This window comes from Bradyrhizobium diazoefficiens, assembly GCF_016616235.1.
GTDB classification, from domain to species: domain Bacteria; phylum Pseudomonadota; class Alphaproteobacteria; order Rhizobiales; family Xanthobacteraceae; genus Bradyrhizobium; species Bradyrhizobium diazoefficiens_H.
In genome coordinates, this window is sequence record NZ_CP067100.1 from 3,537,917 (window position 1) to 3,560,645 (window position 22,729).

General features: G+C 63.9%; 22 protein-coding genes. 15 read left to right on the forward strand and 7 right to left on the reverse strand.

The features are described from left to right. Positions 1-27: 27 nt before the first annotated feature. The 3 genes from JJB99_RS16840 to JJB99_RS16850 form a co-directional block, all read right to left on the reverse strand. Positions 28-3,147, reverse strand: a complete 3,120-nt coding sequence (locus JJB99_RS16840) for an efflux RND transporter permease subunit (protein ID WP_200499774.1) — start codon at positions 3,145-3,147, stop codon at positions 28-30. After that, complete coding sequence (locus JJB99_RS16845) at positions 3,144-4,346, reverse strand: efflux RND transporter periplasmic adaptor subunit (protein ID WP_246775267.1); 1,203 nt, start codon at positions 4,344-4,346, stop codon at positions 3,144-3,146. The genes JJB99_RS16840 and JJB99_RS16845 overlap by 4 nt, the downstream gene beginning before the upstream one ends. 84 nt (positions 4,347-4,430) lie before the next feature. Continuing rightward, positions 4,431-4,910, reverse strand: coding sequence for a hypothetical protein (locus JJB99_RS16850; protein ID WP_246775268.1), 480 nt, complete (start codon positions 4,908-4,910; stop codon positions 4,431-4,433). 125 nt (positions 4,911-5,035) lie between these two features. Between JJB99_RS16850 and JJB99_RS16855 the strand changes: the two genes are divergently transcribed. Next, the gene (locus tag JJB99_RS16855; protein WP_200499775.1) at positions 5,036-5,935 is read left to right on the forward strand and encodes a LysR family transcriptional regulator; all 900 of its coding nucleotides are present in this window, start codon (positions 5,036-5,038) and stop codon (positions 5,933-5,935) included. 177 nt (positions 5,936-6,112) lie between these two features. On the opposite strand, the gene JJB99_RS16860 is transcribed toward JJB99_RS16855, so the two are convergent. Continuing rightward, positions 6,113-6,874, reverse strand: a complete 762-nt coding sequence (locus JJB99_RS16860) for a Hint domain-containing protein (RefSeq protein ID WP_200499776.1) — start codon at positions 6,872-6,874, stop codon at positions 6,113-6,115. Positions 6,875-7,058: 184 nt separating this feature from the next. Next, the gene (gene gspD, locus JJB99_RS16865) at positions 7,059-9,425 is read right to left on the reverse strand and encodes a type II secretion system secretin GspD (protein ID WP_349629019.1); all 2,367 of its coding nucleotides are present in this window, start codon (positions 9,423-9,425) and stop codon (positions 7,059-7,061) included. A gap of 318 nt (positions 9,426-9,743) precedes the next feature. On the opposite strand from gspD, the gene JJB99_RS16870 reads away from it, so the two are divergent. The 14 genes from JJB99_RS16870 to JJB99_RS16935 all read left to right on the forward strand — a co-directional run bounded on the left by JJB99_RS16870 (position 9,744) and on the right by JJB99_RS16935 (position 21,750). Next, complete coding sequence (locus JJB99_RS16870; protein ID WP_200499777.1) at positions 9,744-11,417, forward strand: GspE/PulE family protein; 1,674 nt, start codon at positions 9,744-9,746, stop codon at positions 11,415-11,417. Positions 11,418-11,421: 4 nt separating this feature from the next. Further along, the gene (locus tag JJB99_RS16875) at positions 11,422-12,639 is read left to right on the forward strand and encodes a type II secretion system F family protein (RefSeq protein WP_200499778.1); all 1,218 of its coding nucleotides are present in this window, start codon (positions 11,422-11,424) and stop codon (positions 12,637-12,639) included. Positions 12,640-12,655: 16 nt separating this feature from the next. Continuing rightward, positions 12,656-13,126: a type II secretion system major pseudopilin GspG gene (gene gspG / locus JJB99_RS16880; RefSeq protein ID WP_200499779.1), complete on the forward strand. Its 471-nt coding sequence runs from the start codon at positions 12,656-12,658 to the stop codon at positions 13,124-13,126. A 37-nt stretch (positions 13,127-13,163) separates the two neighbouring features. Further along, positions 13,164-13,595, forward strand: a complete 432-nt coding sequence (locus JJB99_RS16885; protein WP_246775269.1) for a pilus assembly FimT family protein — start codon at positions 13,164-13,166, stop codon at positions 13,593-13,595. Positions 13,596-13,608: 13 nt separating this feature from the next. Continuing rightward, the gene (locus tag JJB99_RS16890; RefSeq protein WP_246775270.1) at positions 13,609-13,968 is read left to right on the forward strand and encodes a general secretion pathway protein GspI; all 360 of its coding nucleotides are present in this window, start codon (positions 13,609-13,611) and stop codon (positions 13,966-13,968) included. Continuing rightward, on the forward strand, positions 13,965-14,669 hold the full coding sequence (locus JJB99_RS16895) for a PulJ/GspJ family protein (protein WP_200499782.1): 705 nt from the start codon (positions 13,965-13,967) through the stop codon (positions 14,667-14,669). Before JJB99_RS16890 ends, JJB99_RS16895 begins: the two co-directional genes overlap by 4 nt. Positions 14,670-14,671: 2 nt before the next feature. Next, positions 14,672-15,595, forward strand: a complete 924-nt coding sequence (locus JJB99_RS16900; protein ID WP_200499783.1) for a general secretion pathway protein GspK — start codon at positions 14,672-14,674, stop codon at positions 15,593-15,595. Continuing rightward, positions 15,592-16,665, forward strand: coding sequence for a PilN domain-containing protein (locus JJB99_RS16905; RefSeq protein WP_200499784.1), 1,074 nt, complete (start codon positions 15,592-15,594; stop codon positions 16,663-16,665). The genes JJB99_RS16900 and JJB99_RS16905 overlap by 4 nt, the downstream gene beginning before the upstream one ends. Further along, complete coding sequence (gene gspM, locus JJB99_RS16910) at positions 16,662-17,219, forward strand: type II secretion system protein GspM (protein WP_200499785.1); 558 nt, start codon at positions 16,662-16,664, stop codon at positions 17,217-17,219. The genes JJB99_RS16905 and gspM overlap by 4 nt, the downstream gene beginning before the upstream one ends. A 162-nt stretch (positions 17,220-17,381) precedes the next feature. After that, on the forward strand, positions 17,382-18,200 hold the full coding sequence (locus tag JJB99_RS16915) for a hypothetical protein (RefSeq protein ID WP_200499786.1): 819 nt from the start codon (positions 17,382-17,384) through the stop codon (positions 18,198-18,200). A gap of 367 nt (positions 18,201-18,567) precedes the next feature. After that, positions 18,568-18,780, forward strand: coding sequence for a hypothetical protein (locus JJB99_RS16920; protein ID WP_200499787.1), 213 nt, complete (start codon positions 18,568-18,570; stop codon positions 18,778-18,780). Positions 18,781-19,126: 346 nt separating this feature from the next. Continuing rightward, positions 19,127-20,305: a polysaccharide biosynthesis/export family protein gene (locus tag JJB99_RS16925; RefSeq protein ID WP_349629020.1), complete on the forward strand. Its 1,179-nt coding sequence runs from the start codon at positions 19,127-19,129 to the stop codon at positions 20,303-20,305. A 165-nt stretch (positions 20,306-20,470) separates the two neighbouring features. Beyond that, entirely contained in the window at positions 20,471-20,872 is a 402-nt protein-coding gene (locus JJB99_RS36260; RefSeq protein ID WP_246775271.1) for a hypothetical protein, read from the forward strand. Further along, complete coding sequence (locus JJB99_RS16935; RefSeq protein ID WP_246775272.1) at positions 20,869-21,750, forward strand: lytic transglycosylase domain-containing protein; 882 nt, start codon at positions 20,869-20,871, stop codon at positions 21,748-21,750. Before JJB99_RS36260 ends, JJB99_RS16935 begins: the two co-directional genes overlap by 4 nt. A 45-nt stretch (positions 21,751-21,795) precedes the next feature. On the opposite strand, the gene JJB99_RS36955 is transcribed toward JJB99_RS16935, so the two are convergent. Both JJB99_RS36955 and JJB99_RS16945 read right to left on the reverse strand, forming a co-directional pair. Continuing rightward, on the reverse strand, positions 21,796-22,062 hold the full coding sequence (locus JJB99_RS36955) for a FecR/PupR family sigma factor regulator (RefSeq protein WP_433995770.1): 267 nt from the start codon (positions 22,060-22,062) through the stop codon (positions 21,796-21,798). Next, positions 22,013-22,684, reverse strand: coding sequence for an RNA polymerase sigma factor (locus JJB99_RS16945; RefSeq protein WP_246775273.1), 672 nt, complete (start codon positions 22,682-22,684; stop codon positions 22,013-22,015). The genes JJB99_RS36955 and JJB99_RS16945 overlap by 50 nt, the downstream gene beginning before the upstream one ends. Positions 22,685-22,729 lie beyond the last annotated feature (45 nt).

Genomic DNA, 22,729 nt, shown 5'->3' on the forward strand with positions numbered 1-22,729 from the left:
CCTCGCGCAGTCCCTTCGTCTTGCCGTTCATCCTGCAAGCTCCGGTTTGACAGTGGGACGGGAAGCGCGGTGCATCGCGCGTTTACGTGCGAACCAGTCGCTGACGTTCTGGAGATAGATGTAGACCACCGGCGTTGTGAACAGCGTCAAGAGCTGCGAGACGATAAGGCCGCCGACGATCGCGAAGCCGAGCGGTTGCCTCAATTCTGATCCGGTCCCCGTGCCGATCATCAACGGCACGCCTCCGAGCATCGCGCACATGGTCGTCATCAGGATCGGACGGAACCTGACCCTGCAGGCCTCCAGCGCGGACTGCTCCGCCGAAAGTCCCCTGTGGCGCTCGGCCTCGAGCGCGAAATCGATCAGCATGATTCCGTTCTTTTGCACCAGACCGATCAGGAGAATGATGCCGATCAGCCCGATGACGTCGAGCCCGAAGCCGAAGGTCCAGAGCGCCATGAGCGCGCCGAGCCCGGCCGACGGTAGCGTCGACAGGATCGTGACCGGATGGATCGTGCTTTCATAGAGCATGCCGAGAATCAGATAGACCGCGACGATCGCAGCCAGGATCAGCACAGGCGTGGAGGCGAGCGCAGACTGGAAAGCCTGGGCGTTGCCCTGGAAGCTCGTCGCAATGGTCGAAGGCATATGCAGCCCGGCGGTCTCCTGCTGCACGGCGGCGACCGCCGTGCCGACAGCCGTGCCGGGCGACAGATTGAAGCTCAGCGTGACCGACGGAAACTGGTTCTGATGGTTCACAGCCAGCGCCGCCGAGCCATATTCGATCGTCGTGAACTGGCTGAGCGGTGCCACCGATCCGTTCGATGAGCGGACGTAAATGCGATTGAGCGCATAGGGGCCGGACTGGAACGACGGATCGACCTCGAGGATCACGTAATAGGTGTTCAGCGTGGTGAAGAGCTGGGCGACGTGACGCTGGCCGAACGCATCGTACAGCGTATTGTCCACCGCCGCCGGATCGATGCCGAGGCGGGATGCGGCATCGCGGTCGATCTTGAGCTTGAGCTGACGCGCGGCATTGGCCTGGTCGCTGGCGACGTCGGCGAACTCCGGCCGCTTTTTCAGTTTCTCGAACAGCTTGCTGGCCCAGCTGTTCAGCTCGTCCTGGTTCACATCCGTGAGCGTGAACTGGTACTGGGTCTTGGACAGGCGGCTGGCGAGATTGATGTCCTGCGTCGCCTGCATGAACACGGCGATCCCCTGAAGCTTGGCGAGTTTGGCATCGAGCTGCCGGATCACCTCGTCGGCGCTGAACTGGCGCTCGCTCCGCGGCTTGAGCAGCACGAACAGGCGGCCGTTATTCTCGGTCACGGTCGGTCCCCCGGGGCCGATATAACCCGTGGCGTTGGCGACCGAAGGGTCCTTCGCAATTACGTCGATCACGCCCCGCTGCAGCTCCGACATCTGCGTCGGTGAGACGTCGGCCGAGGCTTCCGTGATGCCGGTGATCATGCCGGTATCCTGCTGGGGAAAGAACCCTTTCGGAATGCCTACAAACAACACGCCCGTTGCCACGACGCTCGCAAGCATGAGCGCCAGCGTCGCGAGCTTGAACCGCAATGCAACGGACAGAAGAGCTTCGTAGCCGCGCTGGATCGCCACGAATCCGCGCTCCAGCGTCCGCGACACCACGCCTGTACCTGCGCCGTGGCCGGAAAGCAGGTAAGCACACATCATCGGCGTCAACGTCACCGACACGATCACGGAAACGGCGATCGCAACGCATACGGTGACCGCGAATTCCTGGAACATCCGTCCGATCACGCCGCCCATCAGGAGCAGGGGAATGAACACCGCAACCAGCGACACCGAAATCGACATGATGGTGAACCCGATCTCGCCGGCGCCCTTCAGCGCGGCCGCCAGCGGCGATAGTCCCTCTTCGATATGCCGGGATATGTTCTCGATCATGACGATAGCATCGTCGACGACGAAGCCGACCGCGATCGAAAGGCCCATCAGCGACAGATTGTCGAGGCTGTAGTTCAAGAGATACATCACGCCGAACGTGCCGATCAGCGAGATCGGCACCGAAATCGCGGGAATGACGGTCGCCCAGAAATTGCGTAGGAACAGGAAGATGACGCCGACCACGAGTGCGATGGTCAGGAGCAGCGTGAACTGCACGTCGGCAACGCTGGCGCGGATCGTCTGCGTACGGTCAGATGCAATCGTGACCTTGATATCCGAGGGTAGGCCCGCGACCAGCTGCGGCAGCAGCTTCTTGATGCCGTCCACCGTGCCGATCACGTTGGCGCCCGGCTGGCGCTGAATGGCGAGAACCACCGACGGCTTGTCGTTGTACCAGCCGTGCAGCGTCACGTCCTCCGCCGCGACTTCGGCATGGCCGATGTCACGCAGCCGCACCGGCGCGCCGTTCCGATAGGCGATGATCAGATCGTCATAGCCCTTGGCGTTCAGCACCTGGTCATTGGTCGCCAGCGTGTAGGCCTGTTCATTGCCGTAGAGGACGCCCTTGGGCTGGTTGACGGTGACGTTGCCGAGTGTCGAGCGCAATTGCTCGAGATCGATGCCGGCCCCGGCAAGCTTTGCTGGATTGACCTGGACACGGATCGAGGGCTTTTGCATACCGCCGATCGTGACCAATGACACGCCCGGCACCTGCGACAGTTTTTGCGCCAGGATGCTGTCGGCATAATCGTCGACCTTGGTAAGCGGTTCGGTGTCCGACGTCAGTGCGATCAGGAGCACCGGCACGTCGGCCGGATTGACCTTGCGGAAGATCGGCGGCGACGGCATGGTTTTCGGCAATTGCCCGGCGGCCGCATTGATCGCGGCCTGCACGTCCTGCGCGGCCGCGTCGGTGCTGCGGCTCAGCGCAAACTGCAGGGTGATCTCGGTGTTGCCGAAGCCGCTCGATGAGGTCATGGCCGTCAGGCCCGCGATCTGCCCGAACTGGCGCTCCAACGGCGTGGCGACCGATGAGCCCATGGTTTGCGGATCGGCGCCGGGCAGCTGCGCGGTGACCTGGATCGTTGGTGTGTCCACCGTCGGCAGGGCCGAAACGGGCAACCGGAAGAAGGCAATCAGGCCGATCAGCATGATGCCGATCGCGAGGAAGGCGGTCGCGACGGGTTTGCGAATGAAGCCTTGGGAGACGCTCATGGCAGCATGCCTGCGCTTGCGGTGGTGGCGTTCTGAACCATGTCCTTGCGATTATCGGGTACGACTTCGACCAACGTCCCGGGCGTCAGCCGGTACTGACCGGCGGTGACAACGGTTTCGTCTCCGGACAGACCCTGGTCGATCAGCACTTTGTCCTCGCGCGACTGGCCGGCCTTGATCTTGCGCGCGCTCACGGAATGATTCGCATCGACGACGTAGACGAAGGTGCCGCTTGGTCCCTGCTGAACAGCCGTTAGCGGCACGGTTACGGCGTCATGGCGGAGCGCGACGGTGAGATGGATGTTGACGAACGATCCCGGCCAGAGGTTCTTCTTTTCGTTCGGAAAGGACGCCTTCACCCGTACCGTGCCGGTGGATGCGTCCACCTGATTGTCGATCAGCATCAGGCTACCATGGTCGAGCCTGTGCGTGTTGGCCGCGTCATAGGCGTCGACTGACGCCTCGCCGGAGGTGATCGCTTTCTGCACGCCGGGAATGTCGGTCGAGGGCAGGGTGAAGATGATCGAGATTGGCTGGAGTTGCGTGAGGATCACAAGCCCGGTCGCGTCCGTTGGATGCACGATATTACCGGGATCGATGCGGCGGATGCCGGTGATCCCATCGAATGGCGCGGTGATCGTGGTGTAGCTCAACTGGGTTTGCGCAGCCTCCAGCGCCGCCTTGTCAAGCGCGACCGTGCCTTGGCCCTGCGCCACCTGCGAATCCTGAGTATCGAGCAATTGCTGGGTGGCAAATCCACGCGCGGCAAGCGGCTGCGTCCGCGCCAGGTTGACTTGCGCGTTCTTCAAGCCCGCCTGATCACGGGCGAGGGCCGCTTCCGCCTGGTCGACCTGCGCCTCGAACACGCGCGGATCGATTTTCGCCAGCACGTCGCCGCGTTTCACTTCCTGTCCCTCGACGAAATCGACGCTGTCGAGCGTTCCCTGGATCTGGGTGTGGATGGCCGCGGTGTTGATGGGCGTCACCGTGCCGAGCCCTTCGAGCACGATGGGCACGTCGCCCTTGCGCGCGTGGGCAGCCGTCACCGGAACGGGCGGCGCGGCCTTGGACGTCACCTTGGACGTCGCCTTGGGCTCAGCCGCATGGCCTGGCGTGCCGTCGTGCAGGACATGCGAGCCGATCCCGGCTCCGATCAGGAGAACCGAGCCGACGAGGAGAAGAGTCTTTCTGGACGGCATCGCTTCACACTCCATAACGGCGGCTTCGGCGGCTGGCATTTGCGACCAGCTCCAGGGCAAAGGTTTCGGCTGCATTGCCGCGGCTCACGCGTCTTTCGCTGCGGCCGAATCGAACCCCATGATCCGCGCGTCGATGTCGGCAGTGCGCAGCGCGGTGACGAGATCGACCTGCGAGTCCCGGCGATCCTCGCGACGCACGACAAGCCGGATGGCAGCGGCGGTGGGGACGATGCGAAACGACAGCGCCGCGCAGGGAACCGCGATCGCAAGAAGGCCGGCGCAGTCGATCCCTCCGCGCAGCACGAGCTCTAGCGCGGCGCGGGCCGCCTTACCCTCTGCAAGCAGGATCAGTCGGTGCGCCTCTATGTCGCGCCGGGCCAGCTCAGCGGCAATGCCGCGCAGGATCTCATCAGGCAAATTCTTGTCCGGAGGGACACCGCGGATGGAAACGGCGGACCACAACGCGAGCGGTGTCAGTCGCGGCCAGCGGCGCAGGTCCTCAAGCGTCGCAACCAGCGGGGCGTCCGGCCCTGCAATGACTGCGACGGTGACCTTCGCGGCCAAGCGCGCCGGCCGCGCGGCGATCCCGTATGGCGGACGTATTGACATGACTTGAAGTTGGATGCGGCAGGATTATTATTCAAATGAATTGAGCTAATCCGCCAATTCGTGTCGTGCATCGAAGCCTCATGAGACTGCGCAGCCTCGATCTCAATCTGCTCCTGGTGTTCGACGCGGTGCTGCGCGAGCGCAGCGTGGTGCGCGCCGCGGACAGCCTTGCCATCAGCCAGCCGGCCGTCAGTCACGCACTCAACCGGCTGCGCCATGCGCTGAAGGACAAGCTGTTCATCCGCACCCCCGCTGGAATGAGTCCGACCCCCAGAGCCGAGCAGCTTGCGCTTCCGGTTCGCAAGGCTCTCAACGATCTGCAGCTCGCTGTCGAGGGTGACACATTCGATCCTTCGACGGCGGACCGGCGGTTCACGATCGCGGTGAACAACTATGCAGCCGTGGTCGCGGTGGGGCCGATCCTGGCCGCGGTGCGCGCGCAGGCGCCGGCTGTGCGACTGTCATTCGTGCCCAGTGGGACCCTGCATCTCGCGGATCGGTTGGACCGCGGCGAGCTCGACCTTGCGTTGTCGGGGCAGGTTATCGATGGCGAGCGGTTCGCCTCGCAACAGCTCATCGAGGATCGCTTTGTGGCCGCGCTCCGGAGCGGCCATCCGGCGCTACGAAGGCGGTTGACGGCGGGGGTGCTTGCCGAATTGGGGCATCTGGGGATCAGCTCGAGCGGGGAGAACTTGGAGTTTATGGATGCGTTCTTCAAAGCAAGGAAGGACGCCCGCTTTGTCGCCTCCGACGTGCCCTATCTCTCCGCAGGGGCGGTTCTGGTGCAATCGAACTTGGTTGCCATCCTCGGACGCAAGCTGGCGCTGGAGTTCCGCCGCGCCTATCCCATCGAGATCAGGGAGCTGCCGTTCGAAGCTCCAGTTCTGCACAGCGTGATGAGCTGGCACCGGCGCTTTGACGATGTCCCCGCCCACCGATGGTTGCGTAATACAATTATCGGAGCCGGCGCCACCTTATGAGCGGTGGACGCAATGAGCGGTGGACGCATCTGGCGGGAAGCAGCCCGATGTCGTCCTCCGAGCGCACCAAGCCGATATCTCTGCGGCGGCAATCGCTTCGCCCGGTTCATCGTCGCGGAGGTCGTTCACGTATCAACCAGCGGCGCCAAACCGCTATAATTGGAGATGTGGCGCGTGCTATGCCGCCGTTCCCACCACCTGCCGCCCGCCAAGAGCGGCCGCACGGGCATTCAGCCGGGCCCGGATGAGGTGGAGTTTTCGCATGTGCTGCGACGACGATAGCAAGTTCCTGACGCCGGCGGTCCATTCTGCGCGCAGACCATTGTGAATGATTGGCGCACAATGTCGCTCCAGCGTCACGCCGGGATCGCTGGAGGAGCCGCTCATTGCATCATCGACACGGAGCAGGGACTCGCAAGGTGCGTCCTCGGCATAGATCACGTCGTGGCTCGCGAGCTTGATATGAAAGAATTCCAGTTCGTCATGCTCATGGGCCGGGTAGAGCGAGATCGTGGCCTCGTTGATCAGGCACTCCGCCGGGATCAACAGGCCATCGATCAGCAATGCATGTCCCCCCGTCACGAACAGGTCGGCCGACGGGACATTGGGAGCGAGTGCGCCGCGAGCGATGCGGACGGGACGCTCATGCTTGCCCCAAGGCTTGCTCGGATCGTGGCGCGTCCGCCGGAATCGCGCGATGGACTCGATCGGCCTTGCTCCTCCGAAGGCGGTCAGCACAATGTCGCCGACGCCGAGGTCCTCGATCCTGCAGGCGCGCGTGGGGGTCGCAATCCCGGTGCCTTTCAGGAAGCAGTTATGGCCGTGCGGGTAGGCCCGGGCGGGCCCGACCCCGAACCCCGCGATTGCAGCCGCGGCAGCAAAAATCGTGCGGCGCGTCATCGCTTTCGACGGGGTCTTCGCTTGATTTGCCTGAGACATTCGGTCTCCAAAATTCCCGCTAACCGCGATCGCCCCGTTCCGAACGAATTCGGAGCATGATGCGTCATAGCGTTACGTCATCCAGTTATGTTATGCCAATGTTATACATTGCCGCATCTGCGAGGTAAACCCCGAAGGCGCGACGCCGACTGCGACATGATCTCGCTCGGGTTCGCACCCGGGCTCACTGGTACGTGGTCGGGGTCGTCGACTTCGGCCCAATCGCGTTGATCGTGCCGCGCAGCTTGGTACGCAGTTCCTCGGCGACGAAGTGGGCGTCCGCGCCGTCACGGATGATTTGCGGGCGGATGAAAATGATCAGCTCGGTTCGCTTGACCTGCTTCTCCGTCTGCCCGAACACGGCTTCGCCGATGACGGGAATCTGGTCGAGCCCGGGAATGCCGGAGCGGGACTTGGTCTGGCTGTCGCTGATCAGGCCTGCCAGCAGCACCGTCTGCCCGCTGGCGACCGCAACGGAGCTGCGCACCTTGCGGGTCGACACCGTCGGCGTCAGCGAGTTGGTCGAAGTCGAGGAGGAGCCTGACGAGGAATTGGATACGGGATTGGAAATCTCCTGCTCGACATCGAGCCGGACGTTACCGTTCGCATTGATCCGCGGCACGACGCGCAGGATGATGCCGGTGCTGCGGTAGTCCGTGGTATTGGCAATCGTGTTGCTGCCGGTCAGAACGGTCGCGCTTCCGGTCTGGATCGGGATCTCGTCGCCGACCTGGAGCGTCGCGATCTGGTTGTCGATCACGACCACGGACGGATTCGACAGCACCTTGACGTCGGTGATTGCATGCAAGGCATTGAGCACCGCCCTCGGGGTCTGCGCAGAGCCGACCAGGAAGTTGAAGCCCGGGATGGCGCGCTGGAGCACGATGTCGGTTGCCGCGGCGGCAATCGCGCTCGCGCCGCCGTAGCCGATCGATCCGGTGTTGGACTTGAGACCAAGATCGTGGCTCATGATGTAGGACTGGATGCCGTATTGAAGATCGTCGGTCAGCGTCACCTCGGCGATCGTGGCGTCGATCGCGACCTGAAGCTGGGGCTGGTCGACCTCCTTGATGGTCTGTTCGATGGTGCGATACTGCTCCTGGCTTGCATAGATCAGGAGTGTGTTGTTGACGCTGTCGGCAGTGATGCGAACGCCGTCGAGAACGCCGGCTCCGCCGGGGCCGCCCCGTCCCCCGCTCTGGCTCGTGCCGGAATTGTCGAACAGGCTACCGCCGCCCTGCGCCGAACTGGTGCCGTAGCTCGCCTGATTGGAGGACGATGAATCTGCTGCAAATCCGCCGCCGCCGCCACCGCTGCGGCCGCTCGATCCGAAGCCGCCCGATCCCGACGACTGGCCGGTGGGGGAGGCCGACAGGCGGTTGAGTGCGGAGCCGCTGCTCGAGCTCGCTGACGCGCCGGAGCCCGGTGCGACCTGCCCGGCGGGCGTGTCCAGCGACGATGACTGGGATGCCGACCCTCCGCCGCCGCCGAACACGTCGTTGAGAACGCGTGCAATCTGCTTGGCGTCGCCGAACTTCACGCGATAGACGTGGACCGCCGACCGTCCCGTGTTGGTCGTGTCGAGGCGACGGATCCAGGTCTCGACGCGCTGGAGCAGTTCCGGCTTGCGCGTCACCGCGAGCACCGCGTTCATGCGAGCGATCGACTGGAATTTGATGAGGTTCTGCGTCATCCCGCCTTCGCCGGAGTCCACGATCTTCTCGAGCTCGACGATGATGGGGCCAGGATTGCTGTTCTGCACCGGGAAAATGCCGACGGATTGTCCTTTGAGGAAATCTGCGTCGAAGCTGAGCACGAGGTCGACCGCGTTGCGGCGCTCGCTGCCCGTACCCTGGATCAGAATGAGATTGCGGCTCGTATCGGCGCGGATCATGCCCTGTTTGGTGGCAAAGCTGTCGACCAGCTTGATGACCGTCTGCGCAGAGACATATTGCAGCGGCACGACCGTGATGCCGTAACCGGGGGTCATCCGGTCGGCCCCATCCGCAATTCCGGCTCCGACTGCCTCGGTTTGGGGCATCAGACGGTAGCCGGTATCGTCGCGCACGAGTGCAACGCTGACCAGACGAAGCGCATTCTCCAGCGCGAACACGACGTCCGTTTTCGGGATGGGGCGACCCGACGAAAGGCTGATATTGCCCTGGACGCGTGGATCGATCACGTAGCCGACGCCGAGAATGTCTCCGAGCACGATCTTGGCGACGGATGCGATCGGCGAATTGTCGAAATTCAGCTCGAACTTGTCCGCGCTGGTCGTGGCGGCCTGCGCCGATGTCGCCGTAGGGGCGTCATCTCCGGGGTCGGCGGCGTAGATCGCGGTCTTGGCTTTGGGGCCGGTGCTAAGTTGTCGTTGCGGCAACTGGTTCGGATAGCGCGGCAGCAGGTCGACCGAGCGTACCTTATCGAAGACGTCCGGGTCCTTGTTGCTGTCGGCATCGGCAATGCTGCCCACCGTGTTGCACGACCCGAGCAACACGCAGATCATCGCGCATTGGACAAGGAAGCCGATCTGGAATGCCGTTCGGCTCACTGAATGCCTCACTTACGCGCGCCCGCTGCCATCCTGGAGGTGGGGCCGAGCCGGATGCTGTTTGCTTAACTCCCTCCTGTGACATTCATGTGTTATCAATATTGTCTGATCGTTCGGCCATCGCGATCTTAATGTTAAGAATTCGCGATGCGAGGCAGGAATCGTGCTGAAATTTCAAGGTCGTGACACCAGATATGTTACAGCGCGCCAGCTGCCGATGATGTCGACGGATATAACGTCACATTTCCAACCAAAGAAGTAAGGTAAACGGCGCGCTCGCTGCTTCGAACGGCTGTCAGAGTTTTGCGGTAGACATTCATGGCTTCCCCGAATGCGCACGAGTTCGCAGCTCGTTTCAGCCTGAAGGCGGACCCGGACAAGCTCGGCAGGCTGAACGGGTCCGGCCCTGCCGACGGCGGTCTGCGCAGGCTGTGGGAAATGAGCGAATTGTCGGCCAGCGAGTTTGCCGACGAAGTTTCGCTGTTCTTCGAGCTGCCGCGCGTGGCGCTCCAGGAGATGATGACGGCGGAATCCCGCGTGCAGCAGTTCTCGCGCCGTTTCCTGCGCGAAATGGCCGTGTTCCCGTGCCAGCCGGCCGGCGGATCGCCGACGCTCGTCGTGGCCGACCCGACGGACCGTGCTTCGATTCAGGCGGCGGGCATCGTGTTGGGGATGGCGCCGACCGTCAAGGTAGCCTCGTTCGAGGACATCGCCACGGTGCTCGACCAGCGCCTCGGCGAGGAGGAGAGTGCAGGCGCCGAGAGCGCCGTTTCGAGCGCGGTGCAGGACGATGACATCGACAATCTGCGCGACCTCGCGAGCGGTGCGCCCGTCGTCCGCGCCGTCAATGACTTGTTCGAGACCGCGGTGGAGCTGCGCGCCAGCGATATCCATATCGAGCCGGGCCGCACGTCGCTCATGGTGCGCATGCGCGTCGATGGACTCCTACGCAATGTTGCGACGCCCAACGGCGTTCCGCCGGCGGCGGTGATCTCCCGCATCAAGATCCTGGCGGGCCTCAACATTGCCGAGCGTCGTCTGCCGCAGGACGGTGGCGCGCGGGTTCGGGCTGCGCGCTCGGAGATCGACGTGCGCGTCGCGATCATGCCGACGCAGCACGGCGAATCCGCCGTTATCCGTCTCCTGCCGCGGGACCGGGCCCTGCTGTCGATCGACAAGCTGGGCTTCCTTGCCGGCGACCAGAGCAAGCTGCGGCGCATGCTGGCGCTGCCGCACGGCATGATCATCGTCACCGGCCCGACCGGCAGCGGTAAGACGACGACGCTTGCAACGGTGCTGTCGCTGCTCAACGAGCCGACCCGAAAGATTTTGACGATCGAGGATCCCGTCGAATACGAGATTCCGGGCATCTGCCAGTCGCAGGCCAAGCCCTCGATCGGCCTGACTTTCGCGACCGCGCTGCGCTCCTTCGTGCGCCAGGACCCCGACGTGATCATGGTCGGCGAGGTTCGCGACTCCGAAACGGCCCATGTCGCCATCCACGCCGCGCTCACCGGCCATCTCGTGCTGACCACGCTGCACACCGAGACGGCGGCGGCGGCCGTACCGCGCCTTCTCGATCTGGGTGTCGAAGCTTTCCTGCTGCGCTCGACGTTGCGCGCGGTGATCGCGCAGCGCTTGGTCCGCCAGCTTTGCGACCGCTGCAAGACCAGCCGGCCGCTGACCCACGCCGACGTCGAGGCTGATCCGCGTTACACTGCGGTCGGCCTTGCGGTCGGCAACACCATCTTCGAGCCCGCCGGCTGCGAGCGCTGCGGCGGGGTCGGGTACCGCGGCCGTATCGGCGTGTTCGAGGTGCTTGAGATGAACGAGGACGTGCGTGCGCTGCTCGATGAGAAGTCCGATTGGGAGTCCATCGACAAGGTCGCGATCCGCAACGGCATGACGACGATGATCGAGGATGGCCTCGCCAAATGCCTGTCGGGCATGACTTCGGCGGCGGAGATCCTGCGTGTGACCACCGTACGGTGACGAGATGCCGAACTTCCGCTATCGCGCATTGACCCAGAAGGGAGAAGTCGTTTCCGGCTCGATCTCCGCGGCTGATCTCGCCGAGGTGGCGCAGCGCATCGAGTATCTCGGCCTGGTGGCGATCGATGCCGGCCCCGAGGACGACGCAAAGGGATGGTCGCTGTCGCTGGCCTCGCTGTCGCTGTCGAAACCGGGGCCCGCGGACGTCACCATCTTTACCCGTGACCTCGCGTTGCTGTTGAAGGCCGGTGCCCGTCTCAACGACGCCCTCGAACTGCTCGCGAGCGACATGGACGTCGGCCGGCTGCGCCCGGTCATCAACAATATCAAGAATTCGATCCTTTCCGGCGAGAGCTTTGCGGAAGCGCTCGGGCGCGAGCCGTCGCTGTTTCCGGCGATGTATGTCGCCCTGGTCAGGGTCGGAGAGATGTCCGGCGGGCTGGACCACATCCTGGAGACGATCGGGATCGAGCGCACGCGCGCCGAAGCGCTGCGGCGCAAGGTGACCGGGGCCTTGCAATATCCCGCTTTCGTACTGCTCGCGGCTGGCGGCGTTCTGATCTTCTTCGTCACTTTCGTGCTGCCGCAATTCTCCGCGGTCCTGCGCGACTTCAACGCCAAGACCGATCCGGTGATCGAAATCTTCCTTGGGCTTTCGGACATATTGCGCGGCCATGGGTTCGAGGTCGGCGCCGTGGTCGGCATCGCCGCCATCGGCGGCTGGCTGGCGTGGCGAAGGCCCGCTGTCCGCGCGAGCGTCGTAACCCAGCTCGCGCGGCTTCCGGTCATCTCGACCGTCGTGGAATTCCACCGGGCCGCGCTGTTCTCGCGCAACCTCGGCATTCTGCTCGGCAGCGGCGTGACACTGACGGCAACGCTGCGCATTCTGGTCGACATCATGACCGCGACGGGCGATGTCCCGGCATGGGCGGCGATGGCCGACCGCGTGCGCCACGGCGGCAGGCTCGCCGATGCGCTGGCCGCATCGGCCGTCTTGCCGCCGGTCGCGGTGCGGATGCTGCGGCTTGGCGAGGAGACCGGCCAGCTGCCGACGCTGTCGGGCCGGGTCGCGGAGTTCTACGAGGAGAAGCTGCAGCGGCAGCTCGACCGCGTTGTGGCCATTATCGGCCCGGCGGCGATCGTCCTCATCAGCGTCGTCGTCGGCGGATTGATCGTGTCGGTGATGACGGCGCTGCTGTCGGTCACTCAGGTTGTCGGATGAGCAGGGGAGGAGGCACATGATCGGCTTTTCAAGGAGGAGCCTGTTCGCTCCATCCAGGCGGCGCCGGCGCCGCCGCGGGGAGGAGGGCTTCACGCTGGTTGAGATGCTGGTCGTCATCACCATCATCGGCATGATCATGGCGCTGGTCGGCCCACGGGTGCTCAACTATCTCAGCGAGTCGCGCGTCAAGGCGGCCAAGATCCAGATCCAGAGCTTCAGCAGCGCGCTCGACCTGTTCTACCTCGATGCCGGCCGCTTCCCGACGAGCTCGGAGGGGCTGGGTGCGCTCGCGCATCCGGTGAGCGGCGTGGCGTCCTGGAACGGACCCTATGTCAAGGGCGGCAACGTTCCCAACGATCCATGGGGCAATCCCTATGTCTACAAGCAACCCGCGGAGAGGGATCCCTACGAGATCCGTTCGCTCGGCTCGGACGGTCAGGAAGGCGGAACGGGAACGGCGGGAGATATCTCCTCGGCGGCGAAGTAACGTCGATCGCGGCGAGGCGGGTTTCACCCTGCTGGAGATGGTCTGCGTTCTCGCGATCACGGCGCTGCTCGTCGCGATCTCGCTTCCACGAACGCCGTTGGCCACCTCGCGCCCCAAGCTGGAAGCTTATGCGATCCAGATCGCCACGTTGCTCAAGGCCGATCGCAACGCCGCGATGGCACGCCGTGTGTCGTTCGGAGCGGTGGTCGATGCGCCCGGGCGAAGCGTCCGGGCCGGTTCGAGTACAGGATTCGTCAGGGTGCCGGACGACGTCGTGTTCGATGCGCTCCTGCCGCAGCGCTGCAACGGCCGGGAGGTGCCTTCGACCATCACGTTCCTGCCGAGCGGGATGTCTTGCGGCGGAACAATACGGCTGACGCGGTTCGGCATCGGGTTCGACGTGCGGGTGAACTGGTTGACGGGAGGAGTGGACATTGTCGCGCAGGATGCCGTCCAGGCAGAGCAGTGAAGCCGGCTTCACGATGATCGAGGCGGTCATCGCGCTGGCCCTGCTGTCCATCGTGCTCGCGGCAATCGGCTCGCTCGTGGCCAGGAACGTGCGTGGCGCGCGGCAACTCGAGCAGCATACGGCATTGATGCAGACGGCGCGCCTGATCGCATCCCGCCTTCCGCAGGAAGGTCAACCGCTTCCGAGGGAGCTCGCGGGCAGGGAAGGCGGCTACCGCTGGCAGATGCGGATATCGCCGTTCATGGATGCAGACACCGCGATTTCGGACTCGCCGTTCGTTCCGCAACGGATCGAGTTGCGTGTGCAATCGCCAACCGGGGCGATCGTCTCGCTCGAGACCGTGCGCCTGCAATTCCGGGACGCGCTCCAATGAGGTCGTCGCTGCTTCGGATGTGGCGGTCAAATGCCGGCTTCACCATGTTCGAGGCGCTGGTCGCCCTCGCGGTGATGGGCCTGGTTCTCGGCGTGCTTGCAAGCGTGACAGGGGGCTGGCTGCCACCCTGGAATCGCGGTCTGCTCCAGATCCAGCGCAACGAGCAGGTCACGATCGCGCTCGATCGCCTGGCGGCGGACGTGTCCGCAGCCGAATTTGTGACACCGAACCGGGACCGCACCGCCGCGCTGTTCCGTGGTGATGAATCGTCAATCGTTTTCGTGCGCTCGGCGGTCGGCCCCAACAACCGAGCGGGGCTGGAGATTGTGCGGATTGCCGAAACGAGCGATGGCGCCGGGCGGGTGCTGGTGCGGGACCGGGCACCTTTCGTCGTGCTGCCGACCGGTGATCCCGCGGTTGATCCAATACCGTTCAGCGATCCCGTCGTGTTGCTGCGCGCGCCGCTTCGCATCACCTTTGCTTTCGCCGGCCCTCGCGGTGACTGGTTCGGCAACTGGCCCGCCTGGGCGGGCCTGCCGACGACGGTGCGTTTCGACATTCATGACGTCGAAGGAACGATCGTGCTTTCGACCGCGACACGCGTCCGCGCCAACACGGCAGCACCTCAGTCCGAAGCGGTCAGCGACGTTCGCCCTGGCGACAGTCAGGCGGCAAATAACAACGGGACCGGGGTCAGGTGACGATGAATCCTTCGAAGGTCGGATCAAGGACGGCCGAGCGCGGTTTCATCGTGGTGGCGACGCTATGGCTGCTCGCCGCCCTAGCCGGCTTGATTCTGGTGGGCTCGGTGTACATGACGCAATCGGCGATTGCGCTCGGTGCGTTCGATGCGGCCACGCAGCTGCAAATGATATCGACGGGGGGCGTCGAGCTGGCTGCCTACCAGCTGTCTGGTGTCGCACCGCAGGCACGTCCGACGCGAGGCAGCTTCACGTTCCGACTCGCGAACGCGAGGATCGCGGTCGAGTACCAGTCGGAGGCCGCGCGCATCAATCTGAACATGGCGCCTCGATCCACGATCGCGGGCTTGTTCACGGCCCTCGGCGTTGGGTCCGACGCAGCCGTCCAGCTTGCCGATCGGGTGGTGGCGTGGCGGACTGCCTCAAGACCAAGTTTGCAGGACGAAGAGGATTCTCTCTACGTCGCCGCCGGATTGAAGTACCTGCCGCGCCACGCAGGCTTCAACAATGTCGACGAGCTGTCGCTCGTCGTGGGAATGCCAGCGGCGCTGGTCGAGCGCGCGCGGCCGTATCTGACATTGTACAGCGGCATTGCGGGGGTGAACGTCCTGGAAGCCGCTCCGGAAGTCCTTGCCGCACTTCCCGATATGACCGCCGCGAAGGCCGATGCATTCCTCAATCAGCGTGACTCGCTGGCGTCGCAGGATCCGGGCTTCGTCCTGGGTGTTCTCGGCGGCGGGGTCACCGGGGCCACGGTGTCGGCAGGCAATGCCTACCGCATTCGCATGCATATCATCCTTCCCGACGGCCGGGACAGCCGGTCGGAAGGGGTCATCGTGCTTCCCGATCGGGGCACGAAGGCTGCCTACCGGGTGTTCACATGGCGAGACGAGATAGACCCGTCGACGGGGGGAACGCAGAGATGAGTGTCGTCAGTGAATTGACCGCGGCGTTGTCGTTGTGGATCGACGCCGTTGCCGGTGTCGTCAGCGCCCGGCTCGCGAATGTGAAACCGGTTCGCCGGATCGAGGTCGCCGAGGATGAAGCCGGCGCCTTGACGATGCGCCTTGCGCCGTCGACGAAGCTCGCGGATGGCGATCTTTCTCCGTGTCGCCTCGACGTGACCGACGGCAGCATCAATGGTCCGCTTTCGCCGCAATGGGCGGCCGCGGTGCGGGGAGGCGTGGTCGAATTACTGCTGCAGCCATCCCGCTTTGTTTTCCGGACCATAGAGCTGCCGGCCCGCGCCGCCGAATTCCTTGACGGGATCATTCGTGCCCAGATCGATCGTATCACGCCGTGGCCGCCCAGCGAGGCGCTGTTCCACTGGACACCTCCGCAAGGCAATGTTGGCGACCGCATTGAAACGACGGTCGTGGCCACCGGGCGCGCTCCGGCCGCGTCCCTGGCCCAGGCCTTCTCCGACCTGGGAGCTGCGGGCGTCGCGATCTTGACCGGGACGCCCGAGCACGGCCGGATCACGGTCCTTGACCAGCGCAGCGGCATGCAGGCGGAGAACCGCCGGATACGGACCGCCCTGATCGCGGGCTTCGCGACAACCGCTCTGCTGGCGATGCTGTCGCTTGGTTTCGGCGGTTTCGTCGCCGACGCCTACGACGCGCAGCAACAGCTAATCCAGCAGCGGATCGCTGAACGGCGCGCAGTCATGCGCGGCAATCAGACCGGCTCGGGCGGCAGCCCGCTCGATCTCCTGATCCGGCGCAAGCAGGGCTCCCCTTCCAGTGTGCTCGTCATCGAAGCGTTGTCGGCGCTGCTGCCTCTGGACACTTACGCGACCGAAGTCCGGATCGAAGGCAACAAATTGCAGATCGTTGGTGTCACCCGCGACGCACCATCCCTGATTTCGATCCTGGAGCAATCACCACATTTTTCCAGCGCGGGCTTCTTCGCCCCGACGACGCATGCCGCCAACGAGGCCGGCGAGCGTTTTCACATCGAAACCAAGCTCAAGCCTTATTTCGGGTCTGGCACATGATCAGCATGCAGCGGATCGAAACCCTTCTCGCACGATTTCCGATCGCGGCGGCTGCCGCCTACCTCGCCCTGATCGTGGTGTTTCTTTTCGTCACGATCGGCACGACGCTCGACATCCTGGAGCGGCGTGGGGCTGCGGTCGCCGCGCTGGAAATCCTCGCGCGGCTGGACGCGCGCGGTCCGGAACGTGTCCCCGCGGCCCGGGTCGCCGTCAGCATCCCGCCAGGCTCGCCATTCCTCGAGGGCGCGAGCGCCTCGCTCGCCGGCGCCGCGCTGCTCCAGCGCGTAGCGGCGGCGACGAAGCGGGTGAACGGCAACACGCTGTCGTCCCAGGTCGATCTCCAGGGCTCGAAAGCCAAGTCCGGCTTCATCACAGCGACCTCGAACTTTGAGATCGATCCCACTCAACTCCAGCCGCTGCTGTACGATCTCGAAGCGGGAATGCCTTTTCTGTTCATCGACGAACTGGTCGTGCAGGCGCCGTCAACGACAACGCAGAGCGGAAAGCTGCGCGTCCAGCTCGGCGTCTCGGGACAGCGGCAAGGCCAGAAATAGACAATGCAGGGCCGCGCGGACGCGCCCGTATCCGCGCGGATGTTGCAGCCGGGTATCACTTGATCGAACCGCAATGTTAGCGATATAACGATATCGTCACAATTTCGAGAGATGCGAACGTTATTGCTCGCCGCCATGTCTACCTCGGGGAAAGGCGTGGAAATGCGCGCTGTTGCTTTGCTGATTGGCTCGGTTCTGATCGGTAACGCCGGAGCGCGGGCCACGAACGCGCCGCTGACGATCGATGCGCAAACCGTCGATCCGAGCGGCAGCGATTTGTTCGCGCCGAGGCCGGTTGCGGCGGCGCCGGTTGCCGTTCCGCCGCCTGCGCCGGAGTCCGGCGTGCCCACGCCTGCGCCTGCGCCTTCGGTCGAGCAGCTCTCGAGCGGCAATCCGCTATGGGCGATCCCTCTGGCGCGTCTGACTGCGTCGCGCGATCAGCCATTGTTTGTGCCATCGCGGCGTCCGGCGCCTCCGCTGGAGATGGTCCGATCTGCGCCGGCACCGGTCGGCCCGCCACCCAAGCCGCCCGAACCTGAGAAGCCTCAGCTTTCCTTGCTTGGCACAGTTGCAGGATCGCGCGAACGGATCGGCCTTTTCATCGATTCCGTCAGCAAGGAGGTCCTGCGCCTGAAAGCGGGGGAGAACCATCGGGGATGGACGCTGCGCAACGTTCGCCCGCGTCAGGTCGAACTGGCGAAGGGGCTGGACAACACCATCCTCGATTTGGCGCCTCCCGATCTCAAGCCAGGTCCATCCGGATCGATGCTTGCCGGGACGGCAGCGCCGATAGCGGCGCCAACAACGTCAACGGCTGCACCACGCGGATCGACGCCCCCCGCGGTCCTTGTCAATGCATTCAAGCCGGCGGGCTCACCCCAAATGTTGACGAGCACCGGCGTGCAGCGCGCGTTGCAGGCGCCCCCGCCGCCAGGAGGTCCGGGCATCCCTGGAGGTCCGGGCATGCTGAGGCCGCGATAGGTCGACCACACCGCGCTGACCGGTGAGACCGCGGCCTTTGAGCGATGCGCATCAAACGGGTCAGATGCAGGATTGCGCTTGTAAAATCGTCGGAACATGACGCGGATGCGACGAACGGGCGCGCTCCCGGCGCGCCAAAAGTCAACCGGTCCGAGATGGTCATCCTCGCCATCTAATGACCGCTATTCGTCCAACATAACGACGGCTTTCCATCTCAAATTTGCAGCCTTTTTTAATGTTGGTCACAGCAACGATAAGAAACATTCTTACAAGAATGAGAAATAGGCATCGCGCAACGGGCAGTGGGCTGCTGCTTGTGCAGACGTTTGGAAGCCAAGGCTTGGTTTGTAGTTTTTGGGGGGTTGAAATGCGCGCGATAAATGCGATTGATTTGGCTTGTCTTAAATCCGCCTCCCCAGATTCAAGCGAGAACGTCTATAGCCTCGGCCTCAAGCAGGACGAAAGCAGCAGGCTTCGCCGTATCGAAAACCTCAAGCGCGAGAATGCGCTACTGATGCGCATGGTCGAGGAAACCAGGATCGAAATCGTGCGTCTGCGCGAGCAGCTATCCGCGGTGTGACGACGAAGAGCGTTGCCGTCGGCTGATCGGCGCTGTTGGTCCGGACGGGCCGACGCGGTGATCGCCGGCAAACGAGCCAAACCGAACTGATCGGGCCGGTGCTCGCCAATAGGCGGGCACCAATGCGCGTATCCGCCGTACTGACGGCGGGTAGTTGCTACCGCTCCGGGCCTCCTGGCCGCCATCTCCGAGCAACGTTGTGCGTCTTGTTTTCGTGGTCACCGCGCGAGCGGCGTCTATGGAGCAGGAACCATATCCTGATCCGCAGTCGGCTGCGGGAAGTGGGCCGGCGCGCAATGCGCCGGGCAAGCGCGGCGAACGTAGTGCGGCTGGGTACGAAACGGTCATGCGATTGAGAAACTACCTGGCGATCGCATGCTGTCTCGTCTGCTCGACCCTGCTTGGTGGCTGCGGATTCATTTCGATGTCGGGGCCGGCCAGCATCGACGTCAAGGCCGAGAATACGACCGTGCTGCCGTTCGCCGTCGTCAAGCTGACGCCGGATATCGTACGCCTGCTCGAGAAGTTCGAACCGAACGGATTGCCGGGAACGCTGGCCGACAGCCGCCCTCCCTCGAGCATTCGCTTCGGCATCGGTGATATCGTCAGTGTCACGATCTTCGAGGCGTCCGCCGGCGGCTTGTACGTCCCGCTCGAGGCTGGCGTGCGACCGGGCAATTACGTGAGCCTGCCCGATCAGGCCGTCGACAACGACGGTAACATAACGGTGCCATATGCCGGCCGGATACGTGCGGCGGGCCGCACCAACGTGCAGATCCAGGACGACATTCTGGCGCAGATCAAGAAGCGCGCGATCGATCCGCAGGTCGTCGTCACATCGAGCCAGCAGCGGTCATCGCTGGTCAGCGTATTCGGCGAGGTCAGGACGCCCGTGCGCTTCCCCATGCCGGCGGCCGGCGCCCAGGACCGCATCACCGACGCAATCACGCGCGCCGGCGGCATCAGCGGTGCCGGCTGGGAGACCTGGGTGGTGTTGGAGCGCAACGGCCAGCGCGCCACGGTGCCGTTCGGCAATCTAGTCTATTTCCCGGCGAGCAACATCTTCGTGCAACCGGGTGACCGGATCTATCTCTACCGCGAGGCGATGAAGTTCATCGCCTTTGGTGCGACCGGCCAGCAGGGCGAGTTCAACTTCGATGCGTGGCGGATCAACCTCACCCAGGCGGTCGCAAAGGCGGGCGGGCTGCTCGACTTGCAGGCCGATCCTGCTTCGGTCTTCCTCTACCGCCGCGAGCCGCGCGAGGTGGCAAAGCAGCTGGGAATCGACTGCTCGAAATACGACGGCGAAACCGTCCCGATCATCTTCAACGTCAACTTCCAGGATCCGGCGGGTTATTTCGTCGCCACCAAGATGCAGATGCGTCCCTTCGACGTGCTCTATGCCGCCAATGCCCCGGTGGTGGACATCACCAAGGTCCTGAACTTCATCAACACCGCCGTCATAACCGCCGACGATGGGGTGACGCTCGTCAATGACGTCAAGGTGGTTCGAAGCAAGCTCTGAGCCAGCGCGATGTTGAACGTTCGAAGAAAGCACCCCTTTTTGGATCGGACGCGCCAATTGCGACGAATGATGATAATGTGGGATTCTCATACCGTAACGGCCGGCAATGATGTCGTCTCGCAGGCTCCGAGCGGGAAACGCGCTGGCTAGTGGAGGCTTCGCAGCATGGGCGACGCTCTATCAGGATTGAGATCGGCCGCTGGTGGCCTTGCGGCCTGTCTGCTCACCGTCATGACGGTCCCGGCGATGGCTCAGGCCCCTGGGCCGGCGGAACGACGTGAGAGCACGATCATTGGCGGCCAGCAGAGCGGCTCGACGGTTCAACGTTGCGTCGATGTGCAGATCGGCGGCGACAGCGCGTTTGGCTGTCTGAACGAGAAGCTTCGGCGCGAGGTGGACAAGGTCAATCCGACGCTCAACTTGCCGCCAATCGACGCGCGCTCATCCGACGTGAAGGTCGGTAACGCGAATGAAGCTGCGGTGCGCCAGCAATTGGGTTCGAACTACGGTCGTTCGATTAATCCGTTCCGGCCGCCGCCTATTCCGAACGTGCTGCCGCATCGATGATAGTGAAGTCCTTTCCGCACGCTAAGTCGATTTGGGCCGCACGCCGATTGTGGCCCTCGGCCGCATTGTGCCTGCTCATTATCCTGAACGGGGAGGCGCGGGCGGAGGACGACGAAGGCGGGCACAAGACGGATGTCAGTGAAGTCGCCTCGACGGATGCGGACGAGGGCACGCCCGAACCCCTGATGCTCGAACCGTTCGCGCCGAGACCGCTCACGGCCGCAGATTTTCCGCCCGCAAATCCGCTTCTCGCCGGTTTCGCGTACCCCAGTTCCTCGTACCGGACGAGCGCGATGTTTGGCCGCGACTGGCGCGCCGGCCGTGCGCAATACCGTCAGCTCATCGAGCGTGAATCGCTCGCCTTCGGCCTTCCGCCCGCGCTTGTGGATGCCGTTATGGCGGTCGAGAGCCGCTACAATTCGGCCGTCGTCGGCATGGATGGTGAGGTCGGATTGATGCAGGTGATGCTTTCGACCGCGCGGATGATGGGATTTGCGGGAACCTCGGCGGAGCTGGCCACGCCGGACGTCAACGTACATTACGGCGTCCGGTATCTGGCCGGTGCCTGGCGTCTGGCCCGTGGCGATCTCTGCACCGCGACGATGAAGTATCGCGCCGGGCACGGCGAAACGCGTTTCTCGTTCTTGTCGGTCCAATACTGCACGCGTGTCCGTGCCCATCTGACCGCGAGCGGCGTTCCGGTCACCGGCACCGTTCCGCAATCAACGTTCGGCAGATCCCCTGCGCTGGGCCGAGCGCCGGCCAGCGGATCCTCGCGCCGGCCCGTCTTAGCGGAGGCTGGCGCGGTCAACTTCGCCGAACTCAATACGCGCCTGCGTACCGTGGCCGAGCGAAAGTCGCCGTCCGACCTGCGTTGATCCAGGATTGCCGACGATATGAGGGCCTCGTCCAGGCCAGCCGCATCATGCGCGCTTCTTGCTTCTCGATGGACGCCGCCGCCTGACGGCGGCGGGGGCCGGGCGGCTCGTCGTCAGTGCCTCCCCGATGGCGCGCCAGCATTTCACGGCATCGCGAAAGGCGTGTTCGTGCGCGGAACTCTTGCCGCGCCAGTCCATCAGTTGTTCGGCATCCGCGATCGTCGCCTCACCCGATTTGAGGCGCAAGATCCACGACAGTGCCTCACGGATTAAAGGATCTAATTGGTCGACCTGATGGTTTCGCTTCGTCACGATCCAGCGCTTTCCCGCCCATGCCGGTCATGAGCGGATGGCCCCGATCGACATATCTCTGTAGGTGAGACGACGCAGAACGTTGAAAACCGAATTTGCCGCGCGTGGGACGTTTGAGGCGATCGGCACAATGCTCGACTGCCTGCTTGAGGTCGGTCTCTACGGTGCGAACCGTCACACCAAGCAGAGCAGCGATCTCGCGGTTTGGCAATCCATCAATACGAGAGAGCATCAGGACACGACGCCGGCGCTCCGGAAGCTCGGCGATCGCACGCTTGAGCTGTTCGACCTCGGAGCGGTCCTCGATCACGCGGGCCGCATCCGGGCGATCATCGGGAATCTCGAGCAGGGTGTCGACCTCATCGGCCGTGAGGCGGCGCTTTTCGGCGCGGCGGCGATCGGTGGCGATATTGAGCGCGATGCGAAACAGATACGCCTTGGGGCTGCGCACGGGCCCGATCTCCCGCATGCCGGAGAGGCGGAGAAAGGTCTCGTTGAGTGCCTCGGACGCGAGATCCGGCGAGCCGAGACGGCGCGTCAGTCGCCGATCGAAATCGACATATTCGGTGAGCAGCAAACTGCGCAGGCTCGCGATGCTATCGTTGGTCATGTTACGCCCCACTTATTAAAGCCCGAATTTTGGCGGGACGGTAGTGAGGCCGCACAA

Bases quoted from the DNA above. Each gene is read 5' to 3' on its own strand.
- JJB99_RS16840 (WP_200499774.1), bottom strand. From the start codon at position 3,147: ATGAGCGTCTCCCAAGGCTTCATTCGCAAACCCGTCGCGACCGCCTTC.
- JJB99_RS16845 (WP_246775267.1), bottom strand. From the start codon at position 4,346: ATGCCGTCCAGAAAGACTCTTCTCCTCGTCGGCTCGGTTCTCCTGATC.
- JJB99_RS16855 (WP_200499775.1), top strand. From the start codon at position 5,036: ATGAGACTGCGCAGCCTCGATCTCAATCTGCTCCTGGTGTTCGACGCG.
- JJB99_RS16860 (WP_200499776.1), bottom strand. From the start codon at position 6,874: ATGTCTCAGGCAAATCAAGCGAAGACCCCGTCGAAAGCGATGACGCGC.
- JJB99_RS16870 (WP_200499777.1), top strand. From the start codon at position 9,744: ATGGCTTCCCCGAATGCGCACGAGTTCGCAGCTCGTTTCAGCCTGAAG.
- JJB99_RS16875 (WP_200499778.1), top strand. From the start codon at position 11,422: ATGCCGAACTTCCGCTATCGCGCATTGACCCAGAAGGGAGAAGTCGTT.
- gspG (WP_200499779.1), top strand. From the start codon at position 12,656: ATGATCGGCTTTTCAAGGAGGAGCCTGTTCGCTCCATCCAGGCGGCGC.
- JJB99_RS16885 (WP_246775269.1), top strand. From the start codon at position 13,164: ATGGTCTGCGTTCTCGCGATCACGGCGCTGCTCGTCGCGATCTCGCTT.
- JJB99_RS16890 (WP_246775270.1), top strand. From the start codon at position 13,609: ATGATCGAGGCGGTCATCGCGCTGGCCCTGCTGTCCATCGTGCTCGCG.
- JJB99_RS16895 (WP_200499782.1), top strand. From the start codon at position 13,965: ATGAGGTCGTCGCTGCTTCGGATGTGGCGGTCAAATGCCGGCTTCACC.
- JJB99_RS16900 (WP_200499783.1), top strand. From the start codon at position 14,672: ATGAATCCTTCGAAGGTCGGATCAAGGACGGCCGAGCGCGGTTTCATC.
- JJB99_RS16905 (WP_200499784.1), top strand. From the start codon at position 15,592: ATGAGTGTCGTCAGTGAATTGACCGCGGCGTTGTCGTTGTGGATCGAC.
- gspM (WP_200499785.1), top strand. From the start codon at position 16,662: ATGATCAGCATGCAGCGGATCGAAACCCTTCTCGCACGATTTCCGATC.
- JJB99_RS16915 (WP_200499786.1), top strand. From the start codon at position 17,382: ATGCGCGCTGTTGCTTTGCTGATTGGCTCGGTTCTGATCGGTAACGCC.
- JJB99_RS16920 (WP_200499787.1), top strand. From the start codon at position 18,568: ATGCGCGCGATAAATGCGATTGATTTGGCTTGTCTTAAATCCGCCTCC.
- JJB99_RS16925 (WP_349629020.1), top strand. From the start codon at position 19,127: ATGCGATTGAGAAACTACCTGGCGATCGCATGCTGTCTCGTCTGCTCG.
- JJB99_RS36260 (WP_246775271.1), top strand. From the start codon at position 20,471: ATGGGCGACGCTCTATCAGGATTGAGATCGGCCGCTGGTGGCCTTGCG.
- JJB99_RS16935 (WP_246775272.1), top strand. From the start codon at position 20,869: ATGATAGTGAAGTCCTTTCCGCACGCTAAGTCGATTTGGGCCGCACGC.